Here is a 17,802-nt window from a genome sequence, read left to right on the forward strand (position 1 = left end):
GTCTCGCTCGTGCGCGCCCCTCGTCGACGAGAGTGGCCGCCACGCCCTTCACCGGCGCGGCGGCCATCAATCATAGGGCGCGGCGTGTCCCGACGAGACCGCCGGGGTCGCTCTGTCCCGACCCCTCGGGGTTGTCCGGATCCACCGGGCTCTCGGGGTCGTCGGGATCCTCCGGGTCCTCCGGGTCGGGGCACTCCTCCGAGCCCTCGTCGCCGTCGTCGTCGCCGTCGCCCGGGCGCCCTTCGCCCTCCTCGCCGTCGCCGGGCTCCTCGGGGCTCTCCGGCACCTCGGGGTCGTCCGGGTCGACGGGAGCCTCGGGGTCTTCCGGATCATCCGGATCGTCCGGATCCACCGGGCACTCCGGCTCGCCCGGCTCCTCGCCCGGCTCCTCCGGTTCTTCGGGCTCCTCCGGCTCCTCGGGGTCGTCCGGGTCCTCGCCGCCCGGATCCGGGGACTCGCCGTCGGGCTCCTCCTCGTCCGGATCGGGGCCGGGGCGGACCTCGCCGCCGGACTCGGCCGGCGGGGGCGTCGGACGCTCCTCGTCCCCACCGGGCCGGTCGGTCTCCTCGCGACCGGCGCCGCCACGGTCCGGCCGGTCGGCGGGACGGTCACCGGGGCCGTCCGGGTTGCCCGCGCCCGGGCTGTCCGGCAGCGCGCCCTGGCCGTCGGGGACCTCGTGGGCGCCCTCGCGGTAGTACTCCAGCCAGGAGCGGACCGTGCGGACGTAGTCCCAGGAGCGGTTGTAGCTGAGGAGCGCCTGGTCGAGCTCGTCGGGGTCGGAGAGATCCCGGCCGTTCGCGCAGAGGTAGTTGCCCGCGGCGAGGGCGGCGTCATAGACGTTGTTGGGATCGGCGACCCCGTCGTCGTTGCCGTCCGCGCTCCAGTTGGCCCAGGTGGAGGGGATGAACTGCATGGGGCCGACCGCCCGGTCGTACCGGGTGTCGCCGTCCCAGCTGCCGCCGTCCGTGTCGGCGATATGGGCGAAGCCGTTGCCGTCCAGCGCCGGGCCCAGGATCGGGCTGGCCGTGGTGCCGTCGGCTGTCACATCGCCGCCCCTGGCGTGGCCGGACTCGACCTTGCCGATGGCGGCCAGCACCTGCCATTCGAGCCGGCAGCCCGGGGTGGTCTCGGCGAGCCGCGCCTCGGCCCGCCGGTAGGCGTCCAGCACCGTGGCGGGGATGCCGGAGCCGTCGGCGACCTCCGAGCCGCCGCCCTGGCCGGGATCGTCGCTTTCCGCCTCGGGATCCACCGTGTCGAGGGGCGGCAGATCCGTGTGGTACGGAAGCTCGACCCCCTCGGCCGGTGGCGCCTCGTCGGGCTGTTGGGTGACGGGCCGGTCGGTCGGCTCGGGCGGCGGGGCCGCCCCCTGGCCGAAGACGTCCGACGCCTGAGAGGCCGACAGCGCGGCCATGGCGACGGCCGCCACCGCCGAGCCGGAAAGCCCCCTACGGATTCTGGTGATGCGCAACCCCACGCGTACTTCCCCTCGTTGACGCCTCTCCCCCAGTGACCGACGACCGTACGACACGGTTGGTTCCCACGGCACGAACGGGGCGAGTGGTTGCTGTGACGGTACGGAGAACGCGCGACCAACCGGGACAGAACGGTCAGTGCGCCGCGGCCTCCCAGGTCCGGCCCCAGCCGACGGAGACATCCAGCGGGGCGCGCAGCTGGACGGCGCCGGCCATTTCGCGGCGCACCAGCTCCTCCACCGCCTCGCGCTCGCCCGGGGCCACTTCGAGCACGATCTCGTCGTGCACCTGGAGGAGCATCCGGCTGGCCAGCCGCTCCCGGGCAAGGGCCTCGTCCACCCGCAGCATGGCGATCTTCACGATATCGGCGGCGGTGCCCTGGATGGGGGCGTTGAGCGCCATGCGCTCGGCCATCTCGCGGCGCTGGCGGTTGGAGCTGCCGAGGTCGGGGAGGTAGCGGCGGCGGCCCATCAGTGTCTGGGTGTAGCCGACGATCGCGGCCTCCTTGACCGCCCGTTGGAGATAGTCGCGCACGCCGCCGAAGCGCTCGAAGTAGGTGTCCATCAGCTTGCGCGCCTCGTCGGGCGAGATGGACAGCTGCTGGGAGAGCCCGAAGGCGGAGAGCCCGTAGGCCAGGCCGTAGCTCATGGCCTTGATCTTGCGGCGCATCTCGGCGTCGACCGCGTCCTTGGCCACGGAGAAGACCTGGGAGGCGACCGTGGTGTGCAGGTCCTCGCCCGAGGCGAACGCCTCGATCAGGCCTGAGTCCTCGGAGAGATGGGCCATGACGCGGAGCTCGATCTGGCTGTAGTCGGCGGTGAGCAGCGTCTCGAAGCCCTCGCCGACGACGAAGCCGCCCCTGATCGCGCGCCCCTCGTCCGTGCGGACCGGGATGTTCTGGAGGTTGGGGTCGGTGGAGGAGAGCCGGCCGGTGGCCGCCACCGTCTGCTGGAAGGTGGTGTGGATGCGCCCGTCGGCCGCGATGGTCTTGATCAGGCCCTCGACCGTGGTGCGCAGCCGGGCCTGCTCGCGGTGGCGGAGCATGATGACCGGCAGCTCGTGCTCCGTCTGGCCGGCCAGCCAGAGCAGGGCGTCCGCGTCCGTGGTGTAACCGGTCTTGGTCTTCTTCGTCTTGGGCAGGCCCAGCTCGCCGAAGAAGACCTCCTGGAGCTGCTTGGGCGAGCCCAGGTTGAACTCGTGGCCGACGGAGGCGTGCGCCTCGCTGATCGCCTGCGCCACGGCGGCGGCGAACTGGCCCTCCAACGCCGTCAGATGGGAGCGGTCGGCGGCGATTCCGGCGCGCTCCATCCGGGCCAGCAATGCGGAGACGGGGAGTTCGAGGTCGGTCAGCAACTCGGCGGCGCCCACCTCGGGGAGCCGCCCCCGGAAGACCTCGCCCAGATCGAGGACGGTGCGGGCCTGGCGCATCAGGGTGTGGGCCTCGGCCGCGTCGTCGGCGCCGAAGGCGAGCTGGCCGTTGTCGTCGGCCGGCTTGTCCAGCTCGCGGCCGAGGAACTCCACACTCAGCGCGTCCAACGCGAAGGAACGGCGCCCCGGCTGCACCAGATAGGCGGCGAGGGCGGTGTCCATGGTGATGCCCTCGATCGCCCAGCCGTGCTCGGCGAAGACCCGGAATGCCTCCTTGGCGCCGTGCAGCACCTTGGGCCGCTCGGGATCGCCGAGCCAGGCGGCGAAGGCGCGCTCGTCGCCCGGGGACAGCTCGGCGGGATCGAACCAGGCCGCGGGACCGTCGGCGGTGGCGAGGGCGACGGCATGCACGCCGCCGGCTCCCAACTGCCAGCTGTCGAGCGTGGACAGGCCCAGCGGCGCGGCGGCGTGGGCGGCCAGCCAGGGGGCCAACGCGTCGGCGGCGACCAGCTCGCCCACCACCTCGACGCTCTCGGCGAGCGCGGGCGCGGCCTCGTCGGCTCCCGGATCGACGGCGAAGAGGCGGTCCCTGAGGCTGGCGTTGTGGAACTCCAGGGCGTCGAGCAGGCCGGTGACGGCGGCGTTGTCATAGGGCTCGCGGGCCAGATCGGCCGGCAGGCAGTCGAGCTCGACCTCGCGGTCCAGCTCGGTGAGCTGGCGGTTGAGCTGGACGGACGCGACATGATCGCGGAAGTTCTGGCCGGCCTTGCCCTTGACCTCTTCGGCGCGGGCGATCAGGTCGTCCAGCGAGCCGAACTGGTTGATCCACTTGGCGGCCGTCTTCTCGCCGACGCCAGGGATGCCGGGGAGGTTGTCCGAAGGGTCGCCCCGCAGGGCGGCGAAGTCCGGGTAACGGGCGGGGGGCAGGCCGTACTTCTCCAGGACCTTCTCCGGGGTGAAGCGGGTCAGCTCGGAGACGCCCTTGGTGGGGTAGAGGACCGTGATCTGCTCCGTGATCAGCTGGAACGCGTCGCGGTCGCCCGTCACGATGGAGACCTGGAAGCCCTCGCCCGCCGCCTGGGTGGCGAGCGTGGCGATCACATCGTCCGCCTCGAAGCCGGCCACGGCGAATCTGCGGACCCGCATGGCGTCGAGCAGCTCGCCGATCAGCTCGACCTGGCCCTTGAACTCGTCCGGCGTGGCGGATCGGGTGGCCTTGTACTCGGCGTACCGCTCGGAGCGCCAGGTCTTGCGGGAGACGTCGAACGCGACCGCGAGATGCGTGGGCGCCTCGTCACGCAGGGTGTTGGCCAGCATCGACGTGAACCCGTAGATCGCGTTGGTCGGCTGGCCGACCGCGGTAGTGAAGTTCTCCGCCGGGAGGGCGAAGAAGGCGCGATAGGCCAGGGAATGCCCGTCGAGGAGGAGCAGGCGGGGCGTCTGGGTCTGTTGCGATGCTTTCTCAACCACGCCGTCGATACTCCCACGGACCACTGACACTCGCCCTCAGCCGTGCGACCATCGGCCCTGCGACGGCTCGTCCGCCCGTGGAAACCTGCGAAAACCCGTAGAAAGCAGCGGAACCCCGAGGCCGAAAAAGATCACCGAAGATCGAGGAAGATCACTGATGTCAGCCAAGCCCCCCGCGAAGGATCCGGTCCAGGACGCCCCCGAGGTCAGCGAGCCGCTGCACGCCGCGGCCGGGCTGCCGGCGGTGGCGCACTCGCTGCGCCTGGCCCATCGGCAGATGGGTGCGCGTCGCACGGCGTTGACGTTGCTGCGGGTGAACCAGCCCACCGGGTTCGACTGCCCGGGCTGTGCCTGGCCGGAGCCCGACCGGCCGCATCGCGCCGAGTTCTGTGAGAACGGTGCCAAGGCGGTGGCGGAGGAGGCGACGCTGCGGCGGGTGACGCCGGCGTTCTTCGCGGAGCACGGGCTCGCCGAGCTGTCCGAGCGCTCCGGCTACTGGCTGGGCCAGCAGGGGCGGCTGACCGAGCCGATGTATCTCGACGAGGGGGCCGAGCACTATCGGCCGATCGGCTGGGACGCGGCCTTCGAGCTGATCGCCGAGGAGTTGACCGCGCTGGACTCGCCCGACGAGGCGGTTTTCTACACCTCGGGGCGCACCAGCAACGAGGCGGCCTTCCTCTATCAGCTGTTCGCCCGCGAGTTCGGCACCAACAACCTGCCCGACTGCTCCAACATGTGCCACGAGTCGTCCGGCTCGGCGCTCACCGAGACGTTGGGGGTCGGGAAGGGCAGTGTGCTGCTGGAGGATCTGTACCGCGCGGATCTGATCGTCGTGGCCGGGCAGAACCCGGGGACCAACCACCCCAGGATGTTGACGGCGCTGGAGCGGGCCAAGGCCGAGGGCGCGCGGATCATCACGGTGAACCCGTTGCCGGAGGCCGGTCTTGAGCGGTTCCGCAACCCGCAGACGCCCAAGGGGCTGGTCGGCGGCGGCACCGCGCTGACCGACCTCTTCCTCCAGGTGCGGCTCGGCGGCGACCAGGCGCTCTTCCGACTGCTCAACAAGCTGATCATCGAACGGGACGGCGCCGTGGACGAGGCGTTCGTCCGCGAGCACACCCATGGCTTCGACCGGTTCGCCGAGGCGGCGAGCGCGGCCGACTGGGCGCAGACCCTGGAGGCCACCGGCCTGACCAGGGCCGAGATAGAGCGCGCGCTGGAGATGGTGCTGGCGGCCGACAGCGTGGTGGTCTGTTGGGCGATGGGCCTGACGCAGCACAAGCACGCGGTGCCCACCATCAAGGAAGTGGTCAACTTCCTTCTTCTGCGCGGCAATATCGGTCGTCCGGGGGCCGGGGTCTGTCCGGTGCGGGGGCACAGCAATGTGCAGGGCGATCGCACCATGGGCATCGTGGAACGGCCGGCGGCCGCGTTCCTGGACGCGCTGGGGGCGGAGTTCGGCTTCGAGCCCCCGCGCCACCACGGGCTCGACGTGGTGAACGCCATTCGGGCGCTGCGGGACGGAACGGCGAAGGTGTTCTTCGCGATGGGCGGCAACTTCGTCGCGGCCAGCCCCGACACCGATGTCACCGAACGGGCGATGCGCCGCGCCAGGTTGACGGTGCATGTCTCCACCAAGCTGAACCGTTCGCACTGTGTGACCGGCGCCCGGGCGCTGATCCTGCCGACGTTGGGGCGCACCGAGCGGGACGTCCAGGCCGGTGGCGAGCAGTTCGTCACCGTGGAGGACTCGATGGGGGTGGTGCACGCCTCGCGTGGGCGGCTGCGCCCGGCGAGCGAGGCGCTGCTTTCGGAGCCGGCCATCGTCTGTCGGCTGGCGCGCCGGGTGCTCGGCGAGCGGAGCGCCACTCCCTGGGCGGAGTTCGAGGCGGACTACGCGAAGGTCAGGGCCAGGATCGCCCGGGTGATCCCGGGCTTCACGGACTTCGAGGAGCGGGTCGCGAAGCCCGGCGGCTTCACCCTGCCGCACGCCCCGCGCGACGAGCGCCGCTTCCCCACCGCCACCGGGAAGGCGAACTTCACCGCCGAGCAGGTCACCTTCCCCAGGGTGCCGGCCGGCCGGCTGCTGCTGCAGACGCTCCGCTCGCACGACCAGTACAACACCACGGTCTACGGCCTCGACGACCGCTATCGGGGCATCGCCGGCGGGCGCCGGGTGGTGCTGGTGCACCCGGCGGACGCGGCCGACGCGGGCCTCGCGGACGGCGACTACGCCGACCTGGTCAGCGAGTGGACGGACGGTACGGAACGGGTGGCGCCCGGCTTCCGGGTGGTCCACTATCCGACGGCGCGGGGCTGCGCGGCGGCGTACTACCCGGAGACCAATGTGCTGGTCCCGCTGGACGCCACCGCCGACACCAGCAACACCCCGGTCAGCAAGTCGGTGGTGATCCGCCTCACCCCCGGGGCCGCTTGTCAGTGAGACCTGATAGAACGTCGGCCATGGGTGAAAGAACCAACACGCTGTTTTCCCCGCAGGTGATCGACCAGTGGGCGGGGCTCGGCATCGATCTGCCGGCGCTGTTCTCGGCCGGTGATCTCGGCTCGCGGATGGGCCTGGTGGTGCTGGAGGCCGCTCCTGAGCGCGTCGTGGGCACGCTGCCGGTGGCGGGCAACACCCAGCCGTACGGCCTGCTGCACGGGGGCGCTTCGGCGGTGCTGGCGGAGACGCTGGGCTCCATCGCCGCGATGTTGCACGGCGGCCCCAACAAGATGGCGATGGGCGTCGATCTCAGCTGCACCCACCACCGGCCGGTGCGCGCGGGGCTGATCACCGGCGTCGCCACCCCGGCGCACGCGGGGCGCACTTCGGCGACCTACGAGATCGTGATCACCGACGAGCGGGACAAGCGGGTCTGCACCGCCCGGCTGACCTGCGCCCTGCGCCCTGCCGCCCAACAGACCCCGTCCCGCGACGGCGACAACGCGGACGGCGCCGGAGCCGCCGCCGAACCGACGGAGGGCTGAGCGGGCGCCCTCCGGGCGGGCACCGAGCGGCCAACGGCGCCGGTGGGCAATGGTGTTGACCGGTCCGGGAACGAACCCGCCGGCGGAGCGACACCTCCCCGGCCGGCCGGTGGCGGGGACGGGCAGCGGGGTTGACCGGCCCGAGGGTGAAGCCGCCGGCGGCGGGCGAGACTTGGCCGAGGCATGACCGGACGGACCCCGGGCCGGGAACGAAGCCGTCCGCGGAAGAACGCGCCGCCGGCCGGTGGCGGGGGCGGACCGCGCCACGAGCGACGGGCGGCCATTGAGGCCGGCGGACAACGGGCCTGGCGGAGTGAAGCACCGAGGCCGCCGCGCCGCCGGCGCCAGCTGAGCCACAAGGGCCCCGCCCCCGCCAGCCAATGGCGGGGACGGGCAACGGGGTTGGCCGTGGTGTCGGGCAGGGGTGGGGGGTGGGTCAGGCCTGTTCGCGGGCGTAGAGTTCGAGGCGGCCGCAGCCGGTGCAGCGCCACGCTTCGACTTCCCAGCGTTGTCTGCCCATCCGGCGCGCCCCGCCCATCGGGCCACGGCGCAGCGGGCCGGAGATCCAGCGCAGGGCGCCCTGGGAGCCCTGCCCGCCGTCCTCGACGAATCCCTCTTCGTGTTGCCCGTTGCCGCAGCGCGGACAGCTGAAGTCGCTCATGCCCGGAGCTTAGACAACGCCGGGCCGGCGCGCCCCGCCCCCGGCGGGTCAGACCGTCTCGCGGGCGAACATCTCAAGCCGGCCGCAGCCGGCACAACGCCACGCCTCCACCCGCCACTTCTGCTTCCCGGCGACGCGGGCGTTGCCGAGCGGTCCCAGCCGCAGCGGTCCCGGTATCCAGCCGGTGTAGCGAGGTGCCCCTCCTCCCGGGGCCAGGAATCCGGACTCCCGCTGGGTCGAACCGCAGTACGCACATGGCACGTTGGTCATGGGCCGAGCCTAGGCGCGGCCCCCGGCCGCGTGACGCGGCAGGCGGGAGCTGTGACACGGCTGTCGCGCGCGTCCCATGGAACGGTGACGGCGGCGGGCCGGGGCCCGCCGCCGTCGTGGTCCTGCACCGCTGACGGCGTTACTCGACGACCTCGCCCAGATAGGCGGCGCGCACCCTCGGGTCGGAGAGCAGGGCTCCGGCCCGGTCGGCCATCACCACGGCTCCCGTCTCCAACACATAGCCGTGGTCGGCCAGTTGCAGCGCCTGTGAGGCGTTCTGTTCCACCAGCAGCAGCGTGGTGCCCTGTTCGTTGATCTCCCGGAGGATCTCGAAGATCTGCTGCACGATCAGCGGCGCGAGGCCCATGGAGGGCTCGTCCAGCAGGAGCAGCTCCGGCTTGCCCATCAGCGCGCGGCCGATGGCGAGCATCTGCTGCTCGCCGCCGGAGAGCGTGCCGGCGATCTGCTTGCGCCGCTGGGCGAGCACCGGGAAGAGGGTGAACACCCGGTCCATGTCGGCCGGGTCGGGCCGACGCAGCCGGTAGGCGCCCATCTTCAGGTTCTCCAGGATGGACATCCGGGCGAACACCCGTCGTCCCTCCGGGACATGCCCGATGCCGAACTGGACCAGCTCGTGGGACTTGATGCCGTCCACCCGCTCGCCGCGCAGCAGCACCTGGCCCGATCGGGGGGCCAGCATGCCCGAGGCGGCCTTGAGGGTGGTGGACTTGCCGGCGCCGTTGGCGCCGAGCAGGGCGACCACCTGGCCCTCGTTGACGGAGAGGCTGATGCCCTTGAGCGCTTCGATGGCGCCGTAGAAGACGCGCAGATCGCGCAGTTCCAGGAGCGGGGTGCCGCCGTCGTCGGCCACGTTCTCCGTCCGGTGGAACTGCTCCTGGTCCGCTGTGGTGCTCATCCGCGCTCCTTCTCGGCGTCGGTCCCGGAGGACTGGTCCTCCGCGTCCGCGCTCTCCTCAGCCCCCGAACCGGCCCCCGGACCGGCCCCCGATCCAGCGTCGGAACCGGCCTCGGAAGCAGCCTCGGCTTCCGCCTCCGCCTCCGCCTGCACCCGGGCCGCCTCGGCGTGTTCGGCCTGCTCGGCCACCAACTCGGTGACGGCCTCGCTCTCCTCGCCCTCCGAGACGCCGAGATATGCCTCGATCACCGCCGGGTCCTGCTGCACCTGGGACGGTGTCCCCTCGGCGATCTTCTTGCCGAAGTTCAGCACCGCGACCCGGTCGGCGACGGACATCACCAGCCGCATGTCGTGCTCGATCAGCAGCACGCTGATGTCCAGATCGGTGTTGATCCGCCGGATCAGCCGTTCCAGATCGTGCTTCTCGGTCGGGTTGGTGCCCGCCGCCGGTTCGTCCAGCAGCAGCAGTTCGGGCTCGGTGCCCAGCGCCCTGGCTATCTCCAGTCGGCGTTGCTCACCGTAGCTGAGCGCGGACGCCAGCTCGTTGATCCGGTGTTCGAGGCCGACGAAGGACAGCACCTCGTGGGCCCTGTGGTCGCTCTCCCGCTCGTCCCTGCGCGCGTTGGGCAGGCCCAGCATGATGGAGATCGGATCCGTCTTCTGCCGCGTCTCTATCGCGATCTTGACGTTCTCCAGCACGGTGAGCGCGCCGAACAGCCGGATGTTCTGGAACGTCCTGGCCACCCCGAGACGGCTCACCTTGTGCGGCTTGCGGCCGCGCAGCTCATGGCTGCCGCCTCGGCGGGGGCTGAAGCTGATCGTCCCCTCCTGCGGCACATAGGCGCCGGTCAGGGAGTTGAACAGGGAGGTCTTCCCGGCCCCGTTGGGGCCGATGACGGCCAGGATCTCGCCCCGGCCGACCCGCAGTTCGACGTTGTTGAGGCTGGTGAGGCCGCCGAACCGCAGGGTCACCCCGGAGGCGTGCAGCACATCGGCCGACGCGCCTCCCGCCTGACCCGGCTTCGTGAGGCTCGCTTTGGTCTTCATCCCTGTGCTCCTCCCGGCTGCGCGCCCAGCCCGTCGGCCGAGCCCGCGCCCTCCTGGGACATGCGTAGCTCGCGCTGTCTACGGCGCGATGGCCACAGGCCCTGCGGCCGGTAGATCATCATGACCACCAGCAGCCCGCCCAGATACATGTAGCGGTCCTGGGGGTCGACGGTGTCCCGCAGGTACTCCGGGAGCCACACCAGGATCGCGGTGCCCAGCAGCACGCCGGGGAGGGAACCCATCCCGCCGAACACCACATAGGAAAGGGCCAGCACGGACAGCAGCACCAGGAACATCTCGGAGTTGATGAAGCCGAGCTTGCTCGCGTAGATCACGCCGGCGATGCCGGAGGTGGAGGCGCCGATGGCGAAGGCCAGCAGCTTGAAGCGGACGGTGTCCACGCCGGTGGCCGCCGCGGCCACCTCGTCCTCCCTGATGGCCGTCCAGGCGCGGCCGACCCGGGAGTGTTCCAGCCGGACGAACAGGAACAGGATCACGACGACGAAGCCGAGTTGCAGCCAGTAGTAGGGCGCCGGATCGAGGCCCCACTCATAGGACCAGAATCCCAGGTCGATCGAGAAGCGGTCGGGGCTGGCACCCCGGGGGCCGCCGGTGAACTCGGTCCAGTTCTTCGCGGTGAGGTAGACGATCTCGTGGAATCCCAGGGTGACGATCGCCAGATAGTCACCGCGCAGCCGGAGTGTGGGCGCGCCCAGCAGAACGCCGGCTATCAGACAGGTGAGCACGGCGACCGGCATCACCACGAAGTTGTTCAGCTCGATCGGCGAGTCCACCGGCAGGCCGCCGGTCCAGAACGCCGCGCTATAGGCGCCGATCGCGAAGAACGCGATAAAGCCGAGGTCCAGCATTCCGGCCCAGCCGACCACCACATTCAAACCGATGGCGACCAGGACGAACATGCCGATCTGGTCCACCATCACCTGCTGCCAGAAGGTGGAGACCAGCAGCGGCAGAACGATCAGCAGGCCGAGCAGCGCCGCCATCCCGCCCCAGCGGTAATACCGCCCGGTACGAACGGTCTTGGTGACCTCTCGGCCGCGCGCGGCGAGCGGACTCGGCTCCCACTTCTCGGTGCGGAACCTGATGAACGCGGCCTTCGCCCAGTCGCGCAGGAACTCCCGCACCAACCAGACGGCCAGGAAGATCCCGACCCAGACCCAGAGACCGCTCCCGGTGAAGTTCTCCTTGAGCGCGTAGAAGAGATCGCCACGCACTCCCTGTTCGCCGGTGACCTGGGCCAGCACCACGGCCGTCACCATCATGGCGAACAGCCGCTTCCAACGGGGCTGTTGGTACCAGGCGCCCTTTCTCAGGCGGGCCGCCGACGGCGTCGCCGCCTCCGTGGCTGACTGGCTCATGCTGTCCTCCCCACACGCTCACCGAGCAGTCCGGTCGGCCGGAACATCAACACCAGGACCAGGACCGCGAAGGCGCCCACATAGCGCCAGGCGTCGCTCCAGATCTCCACCGTGAACGCCTCGACCACGCCCAGCAGCAGGCCGCCGAGCACGGCGCCCCGGACGTTGCCGATGCCGCCGAGCACGGCCGCGGCGAAGGCGGTGATCCCGGGCAGGAAGCCCATCGTGTACTCGACCTGCAGGTTGGTGCCGAAGAGGAAGCCGGCGACGCCGCCGAGCAGGCCGCCCAGCACGAAGGTCCGCGAGACCACCTTGTCGATGTTCACGCCCATCAACGCGGCCACCTCGGGGTCCTGGGCGACGGCCCTGATCCCGGAGCCCAGCTTGGTGCGGTTCACGATCTGGTCGACGGCCGCGAGCATCACCACGGCCGCGCCGACGATCAGCAGCTGGGTGACGCTGACCGTGGTGCCGAAGATCGTGAACACGGTCTTGTTCTCGTACATGTTCGGCATCGCGATGGGATACCGGCCGAAGAGCTTGCCCGCCAGGTTGTAGAGGAAGAACGACGCGCCGATGGCCGTGATCAGAAAGACCAGGCGTGGCGCGTTCCGTCTCCGTAGCGGTAGATAGGCGGCCTTCTCAAGACCGAAGGCAATCACTCCGCCGAGTAGTGCTCCGGCGCCCATGCCGAGCAGGATGTAGAGCACCGACTGCATACCCGAAGGATCGGCGACCGGTTCGATGATGGTCAGCGCGATAACGCCCCCGAAACCGCCGGCCATAAAGACTTCGCTGTGTGCGAAGTTAAGCAGTTGCAACACGCCGTAAACCAGCGTGTACCCAATGGCGATGACGGCATAGAGCGAGCCGAGCACCAAGCCCAGGACAAGAACGTCCCAGATATCGGAAAGGGACATGGACGAAACTTCCTCGTGACGAGCGGCAGGGGATTACAGGACCGGTGGGGCGTGACGATTAGTCAGCGCCCCACCGGACCTCACGAAATGTCAGCCGCCGACCAGCTCTTCGACCGCGCCCACATAACCGCGCACGCCGTCCTTGATCTGGTAGAGGAAGATCGCCTCGTTGTTGAACTCACCGGTGTCCGTGAACGAGAAGGTCTTCGTCAGGCCCTCGTACTCGACGGCCGCCAGCGCCTCGTAGACGGACTGCCGGTTCACGTCGCCGTCCAGCTCGGCGATGGTCTGGATGACCATGCTGGTGACGTCGTAGCTCTCGGCCGAGTAGGTGCCGGGAGCCTTGCCGTACTCGTCCTGGTAACGCTGCGCGAAGTCGGCCGTGGCGTCCTCGGCGGTGGCCTCGGTGCACGGGCAGGTCAGGTACCAGTCCTCGACCGCGCCGCCGGCCAGGTTGATCAGCTCGTCGTCGTTGGCGCCGTCACCCGAGATGCCGATGCCGTCGAAGCCGGACTCGCTGAGCCTGGTGGCGAACGGCGCCAACGCCTCGTAGTAACCCGCGTAGATCAGCGCGTCCACACCCGAGGTCGTCACCGTACGGGCGGCACCGCCGTAGTCGACCGTGTCGGCCGGCACGCTCTCCCGCTGGGCGTCGAGACCGGCGTTGGCCAGCTCCTCCATGGCGACGTCCGCGAGGCCCTCGCCGTACGGCGTGACATCGTCGATCACCATGACGCTGTTCACGCCGTCCTGCGTGGCCAGGAAGTCGGCCATGGCCTTGCCCTGGGCGTTGTCGTTGGGCACGGCGCGCAGGAAGGTCGGGAAGCCGGCCTCGGTCAGCGCCGGGTCGGTGGCCGAGGAGGAGACCGCGGCGAGTCCGGCCTGCCCGTAGAGCGGGGCGGCCACATGGGTCGGACCGGAGAAGGCGGGGCCGACGACGGCCACCACGTCCTGGTCGTCGATGGCCGACTGGGCGGCCGAGGTGGCCTGCCCCTCCGCACCCTGGTCGTCCGCCGCGAAATATTCGATGGTGAAGTCGTACTCGCCGCTGTCGTTGGCCTCGTTGATGGCGAGTTGCACACCGTTCTGCATGTTCTCGCCCAGGGCGACATTCTGCCCCGAGAGCGGCCCCTGGTAGGCGATCTTGTAGGTCTCGCCACCTCCGCCGTTGCCGCCGCTGCCACCTTCGTCGTCATCGCTTCCGCAACCGGTAAGCAGCAGGGCACCGGCGGCCACCGGTATCGCCAGTCGCACGATGGATTTGTTGAGCACTTGGTAAAACCCCCTGGAACGAGCCCAGCCATGTCGGCACCGCACGACGTCCATGCACCACGCATACTGGTGCGGCGTGCAGCGGAATCTATTGCCCCGCAAGCTGCACGAACACACCAGAGCGACAGATGTGATCGCCTCGTGACCTCTGGCACACGCCGGAAACAGAACACAACTGCCCGGTTAGCGGACGATCCGGACACCTGTCCAGTGGTAGGAACCGACCAATTCCCATAAGGGCGGCGCGCGTCGAGGCTAATGCCCCGGCGCGCGCCGTCAAGGGGATGCTCTTTACGGAGAGTTAACACGGGGAGCGGGGTCGGCTCCCCGTGGCGTCACTTCTGCTGCTTCTGCCGCTTCTCCTCGGCGTCCTGGATGACCGCCTCGGCGACCTGGTGCATGGAGAGCCGGCGATCCATCGAGGTCTTCTGGATCCAGCGGAACGCGGCCGGCTCGGTCAGCCCGTACTGGGTCTGGAGCACGCTCTTGGCCCGGTCCACCAGCTTGCGGGTCTCCAGCCGCTGCGCCAGGTCCGCCACCTCGCCGGCGAGGCTGCGCAGCTGCTGGAAGCGGGAGACGGCGATCTCGATCGCCGGCACCACATCGCTCTTGCTGAACGGCTTCACCAGGTACGCCATGGCCCCCGCGTCCCTGGCGCGCTCCACCAGATCGCGTTGGGAGAAGGCGGTGAGCATCAGCACCGGCGCGATGTTGTCGGCCGCGATCTTCTCGGCGGCGGAGATCCCGTCCATCACCGGCATCTTCACATCGAGGATCACCAGGTCCGGGTTGTGCTCCCGGGCCAGCTCCACGGCGCGCTGGCCGTCCCCCGCCTCCCCGACGACGGTGTAGCCCTCCTCCTCCAGCATCTCCTTGAGATCCAGCCGGATCAGCGCCTCGTCCTCGGCGATCACGACGCGGGTGGTGTTGGGCGGGACGTGGGCGCTGTCCGCGGTGGCCGCCTCTTCGGCGGCCTCCGCCGGGATGTCGGGCTCGTCAGGGACGTCGGGGGTGCTCACGATGCTCCTCGGTTTCACGCACGCTGGGGCACTGCTGGGGCACTCATGAGAGTACCCAGAGTCCGGTCGGACCCTGAGTCGCATCCACCCGTTGAGAGCCGGTAGACTGCCGTGGCGCCGCCAGCCGGGTTGGTGGAATGGCATACACGGAGGTCTCAAACACCTCTGCCCGAAAGGGCTTGCGGGTTCGAATCCCGCACCCGGCACCCCTTCCGTACGGCCCCTGGCCCCGGCTACCAGCGGTGGCCGGCCAGCGCCCGTTCCACCTCGGGGACGTCCCAGGCTCCGTCGGCGACAAGCACCCGGTAGCGGTAGTCGAAGGACTCCCCCGGCGGCAGCTCGAACTCCTCGAAGAACGCCCAGGAGAAGGCCACCACGGGCACCGGCTCGGCGCGGACGAACCAGTGCGAGGGATGGACGGCCCCGGGGCCGAGGTTCTCCGGCGCGTGCGCGAAGACCAGGGTCGAATGGGCGTCCACATCGTCGTGCGCCGAGCTGAGGGCGAGCCAGGGCGCCTCGGCCGCCGGGGCGCCCATGGTGTCCTGGTCCGTGCCGACGCCGGCCGGGGTGAGCACCCGGGCGCCGGTGAAGTCACGCGGCCCACGCCACTGCAGACCGGTGTAGCCGGCCATCTCGCGGCCGGCGGTGGTCGGGCTGCCGAAGCGCAGCGGTTCGCCGCGCACGTTGGTGAGGTGGATCGACCAGTCCAACGCCCAGCTGCCGGCGACCGGATCGGCGCTGTGCGCGGTGAGGGTGCGCCGCTCCCTGGCCCATTCCTGGCCGCCGTTGTTGATCCATGTCAGGTCCTCGGCCACGGTCACCCGGTCGCCGGCCGCGTCCAGCGTCGGGAACCCGTCGTGCCGCATCCAGCCGACGCGCTCCGGGATGCGCTGGTAACCCCGGCCGTGGATATAGGAGTTGCCGCCCCAGAAGTTCTGCTCCGAGAGATGACTGGCGGTCATCTGCAGCCCCTTGTGCCAACGGTGGTCGTTGGGCCGGTAGCCGCTGACCAGCCGCCCGCCGAGGGTGCGCACCGGATGCGCGTACGGCTTGCGCGACTCGTAGGGCTCCGGATCGGGCCGGTAGACATACGAAAGGACCTCGACGCGGGAGTCGCCCTCCACCGAGAGGGCGATGCGCTCGCCGAGTGTGTGCTGGACGGTGAACTGCGCGGTCACACGGTCTCCCTGGGCCCGATCCGGACACCGGGCCCCGGGAAGGGCACCCGGATGGTAAGCGCTTTCAACGATCGGTCAGCAAGCCAACCACGCACCGTCCGAACTGACAAGGGCACCGTCGACGGCCGGCCGTCGACGGTGCCCACTCCCGGGGAGGCGCCGCGACTCAGCGCGGCATGTCGTCCTCGCCCACATGGTGGACGCGGACCAGGTTGGTGGTGCCCGGGGTCGCGGGAGGCGAGCCGGCGGTCATCACCACCACGTCACCCACCCGGCAGCGCCCCACCCGCAGCAGCTCCTCGTCCATCTCGGTGACCATCTCGTCCGTGGACCGCACGGTGGGCACCAGATGCGCCTCCACCCCCCAGGTCAGGCTGAGTTGGGCCTGGGTGGCCGGATCGGGCGTGAAGGCGACCAGCGGGATCGGCGAGCGGTAACGGGAGAGCCGGCGGGCGGTGTCGCCGCTCTGGGTGAACGCGACCAGCAGCCGGGCGTCCAGGAAGTCGCCGATATCGGCGGCGGCCCGCGCCACGGCGCCGCCCTGGGTGCGCGGCTTGTTCTCGTCGGTGAGCGGCGCCAGCCCCTCGGCCAGCAGCTCCGCCTCGGCGGCCACCACGATCCGGCTCATGGTGCGCACCGTCTCCACCGGGTAACGCCCCACGCTGGTCTCGCCGGAGAGCATCACGGCGTCGGTGCCGTCCAGCACGGCGTTGGCCACGTCGGACGCCTCGGCCCTGGTCGGCCGGGAGGAGTCGATCATCGAGTCCAGCATCTGGGTGGCGACGATCACCGGCTTGGCGTTCCGCTTGGCCAGCCGCACGGCGCGCTTCTGGACCAGCGGCACCGTCTCCAGCGGGACCTCGACGCCCAGATCCCCGCGCGCGACCATGATGCCGTCGAAGGCGTCCACGATGTCCTGCAGGTTCTCCACCGCCTGCGGCTTCTCGATCTTGGCGATCACCGGCAGGAAGCGGCCCTCCTCGGCCATCACCCGGTGCACGTCCTTGATGTCGTCGCCGCTGCGCACGAACGACAGCGCGACGATGTCGACCCCGGTGCGCAACGCCCAGCGCAGGTCCTCGATGTCCTTGCCGGAGAGGGCGGGCACGGAGACCGCGACGCCGGGGAGGTTCAGGCCCTTGTGGTCGGAGACCAGGCCGCCCTCGATCACCCGGGTGCGCACCTCGGTCTCGGTCGCCTCGACCACCTCGAGCGTCACCCGGCCGTCGTCCACCAGAATGCGCTCGCCGGCGCGCACGTCCTGGGCGAGTCCGCCATAGGTGGTGCCACAACGCCGGTGGTCGCCGAGGATGTCCTCGGTGGTGATGGTGAATTCGTCGTCGCGTTCCAGAAGTGCCGGACCTTCGGCGAAACGGCCGAGACGGATCTTCGGACCCTGCAGATCGGCGAGAATTCCGACGCTGCGCCCCAATTCCCTGGCCGCCTGCCGGACCCGCTGGTAGCGCAGCTCGTGCTCGCGGTGGGCGCCGTGGCTGAGGTTGAGGCGGGCCACGTCCATCCCGGCGTCCACCAGCTCGGTGATCCGCTCGGACGAGTCGCTGGCAGGGCCCAGTGTGCAAACGATTTTGGCTCGGCGCATGGGGCAACCCTAGGAGTTACCGGTGAGTACCCGACTATCCGGAAGTGACCACGAGATGGCGGCCTTTTCACCAGAGAACCAACAAACAACAGAATGAGCGCGACTCCGCTCTTATGAGCTTTCCGCTGCCTTATCGTTTCTCTCGAATCGAGTGGAATGCGGAGATCCGTCGGCTTTATCGCGAGCCGCACCCCGCGCGGAACAGCCTTGCCAGGCGCGCGCCCGGTGAAACCCGTCGACGCC

The 17,802-nt window shown here is 70.2% G+C and carries 14 protein-coding genes and 1 tRNA gene; 3 read left to right on the forward strand and 12 right to left on the reverse strand.

What is annotated here, in order from left to right; all coding sequences use genetic code 11:
• Window positions 1-70 precede the first annotated feature (70 nt).
• Both AOM46_RS14965 and polA read right to left on the reverse strand, forming a co-directional pair.
• Entirely contained in the window at window positions 71-1,474 is a 1,404-nt protein-coding gene (locus AOM46_RS14965; RefSeq protein ID WP_062211293.1) for a lytic murein transglycosylase, read from the reverse strand.
• A 133-nt stretch (window positions 1,475-1,607) separates the two neighbouring features.
• A complete protein-coding gene (polA, locus tag AOM46_RS14970; RefSeq protein ID WP_062212610.1) occupies window positions 1,608-4,310 on the reverse strand; it encodes a DNA polymerase I in 2,703 nt (900 codons plus the stop codon).
• 157 nt (window positions 4,311-4,467) lie between these two features.
• On the opposite strand from polA, the gene AOM46_RS14975 reads away from it, so the two are divergent.
• Together AOM46_RS14975 and AOM46_RS14980 are read left to right on the forward strand one after the other, a co-directional pair.
• Window positions 4,468-6,753 (forward strand): FdhF/YdeP family oxidoreductase, encoded by a 2,286-nt coding sequence (locus AOM46_RS14975; protein WP_062211296.1) that lies wholly within the window; start codon window positions 4,468-4,470, stop codon window positions 6,751-6,753.
• Between the two features lie 20 nt (window positions 6,754-6,773).
• The gene (locus AOM46_RS14980) at window positions 6,774-7,298 is read left to right on the forward strand and encodes a PaaI family thioesterase (protein WP_062211299.1); all 525 of its coding nucleotides are present in this window, start codon (window positions 6,774-6,776) and stop codon (window positions 7,296-7,298) included.
• Window positions 7,299-7,734: 436 nt separating this feature from the next.
• On the opposite strand, the gene AOM46_RS14985 is transcribed toward AOM46_RS14980, so the two are convergent.
• From AOM46_RS14985 to AOM46_RS15015, 8 genes are all read right to left on the reverse strand, one after another.
• The gene (locus AOM46_RS14985) at window positions 7,735-7,959 is read right to left on the reverse strand and encodes a hypothetical protein (RefSeq protein ID WP_062211302.1); all 225 of its coding nucleotides are present in this window, start codon (window positions 7,957-7,959) and stop codon (window positions 7,735-7,737) included.
• A 48-nt stretch (window positions 7,960-8,007) separates the two neighbouring features.
• Window positions 8,008-8,229, reverse strand: a complete 222-nt coding sequence (locus tag AOM46_RS34045; RefSeq protein ID WP_158920438.1) for a hypothetical protein — start codon at window positions 8,227-8,229, stop codon at window positions 8,008-8,010.
• Window positions 8,230-8,368: 139 nt separating this feature from the next.
• Entirely contained in the window at window positions 8,369-9,145 is a 777-nt protein-coding gene (locus AOM46_RS14990; protein WP_067226236.1) for an ABC transporter ATP-binding protein, read from the reverse strand.
• Entirely contained in the window at window positions 9,142-10,191 is a 1,050-nt protein-coding gene (locus tag AOM46_RS14995) for an ABC transporter ATP-binding protein (RefSeq protein ID WP_062211305.1), read from the reverse strand. The genes AOM46_RS14990 and AOM46_RS14995 overlap by 4 nt, the downstream gene beginning before the upstream one ends.
• Window positions 10,188-11,570, reverse strand: coding sequence for a branched-chain amino acid ABC transporter permease (locus AOM46_RS15000; protein WP_062211308.1), 1,383 nt, complete (start codon window positions 11,568-11,570; stop codon window positions 10,188-10,190). Before AOM46_RS15000 ends, AOM46_RS14995 begins: the two co-directional genes overlap by 4 nt.
• Complete coding sequence (locus AOM46_RS15005; RefSeq protein WP_062211310.1) at window positions 11,567-12,490, reverse strand: branched-chain amino acid ABC transporter permease; 924 nt, start codon at window positions 12,488-12,490, stop codon at window positions 11,567-11,569. The genes AOM46_RS15000 and AOM46_RS15005 overlap by 4 nt, the downstream gene beginning before the upstream one ends.
• A gap of 90 nt (window positions 12,491-12,580) precedes the next feature.
• Entirely contained in the window at window positions 12,581-13,744 is a 1,164-nt protein-coding gene (locus AOM46_RS15010; RefSeq protein ID WP_234313788.1) for a branched-chain amino acid ABC transporter substrate-binding protein, read from the reverse strand.
• A 353-nt stretch (window positions 13,745-14,097) separates the two neighbouring features.
• Window positions 14,098-14,748, reverse strand: a complete 651-nt coding sequence (locus AOM46_RS15015) for an ANTAR domain-containing response regulator (RefSeq protein WP_062212616.1) — start codon at window positions 14,746-14,748, stop codon at window positions 14,098-14,100.
• 156 nt (window positions 14,749-14,904) lie between these two features.
• On the opposite strand from AOM46_RS15015, the gene AOM46_RS15020 reads away from it, so the two are divergent.
• Window positions 14,905-14,987, forward strand: a tRNA-Leu gene (locus AOM46_RS15020).
• Between the two features lie 27 nt (window positions 14,988-15,014).
• On the opposite strand, the gene AOM46_RS15025 is transcribed toward AOM46_RS15020, so the two are convergent.
• Window positions 15,015-15,959: a PmoA family protein gene (locus AOM46_RS15025; RefSeq protein ID WP_062211316.1), complete on the reverse strand. Its 945-nt coding sequence runs from the start codon at window positions 15,957-15,959 to the stop codon at window positions 15,015-15,017.
• A gap of 166 nt (window positions 15,960-16,125) precedes the next feature.
• Complete coding sequence (gene pyk, locus AOM46_RS15030; protein ID WP_062211319.1) at window positions 16,126-17,559, reverse strand: pyruvate kinase; 1,434 nt, start codon at window positions 17,557-17,559, stop codon at window positions 16,126-16,128.
• Window positions 17,560-17,802: the final 243 nt, after the last annotated feature.

This window comes from Streptomyces sp. NBRC 109706, assembly GCF_000974485.1.
Classification (GTDB): domain Bacteria; phylum Actinomycetota; class Actinomycetes; order Streptomycetales; family Streptomycetaceae; genus Streptomyces.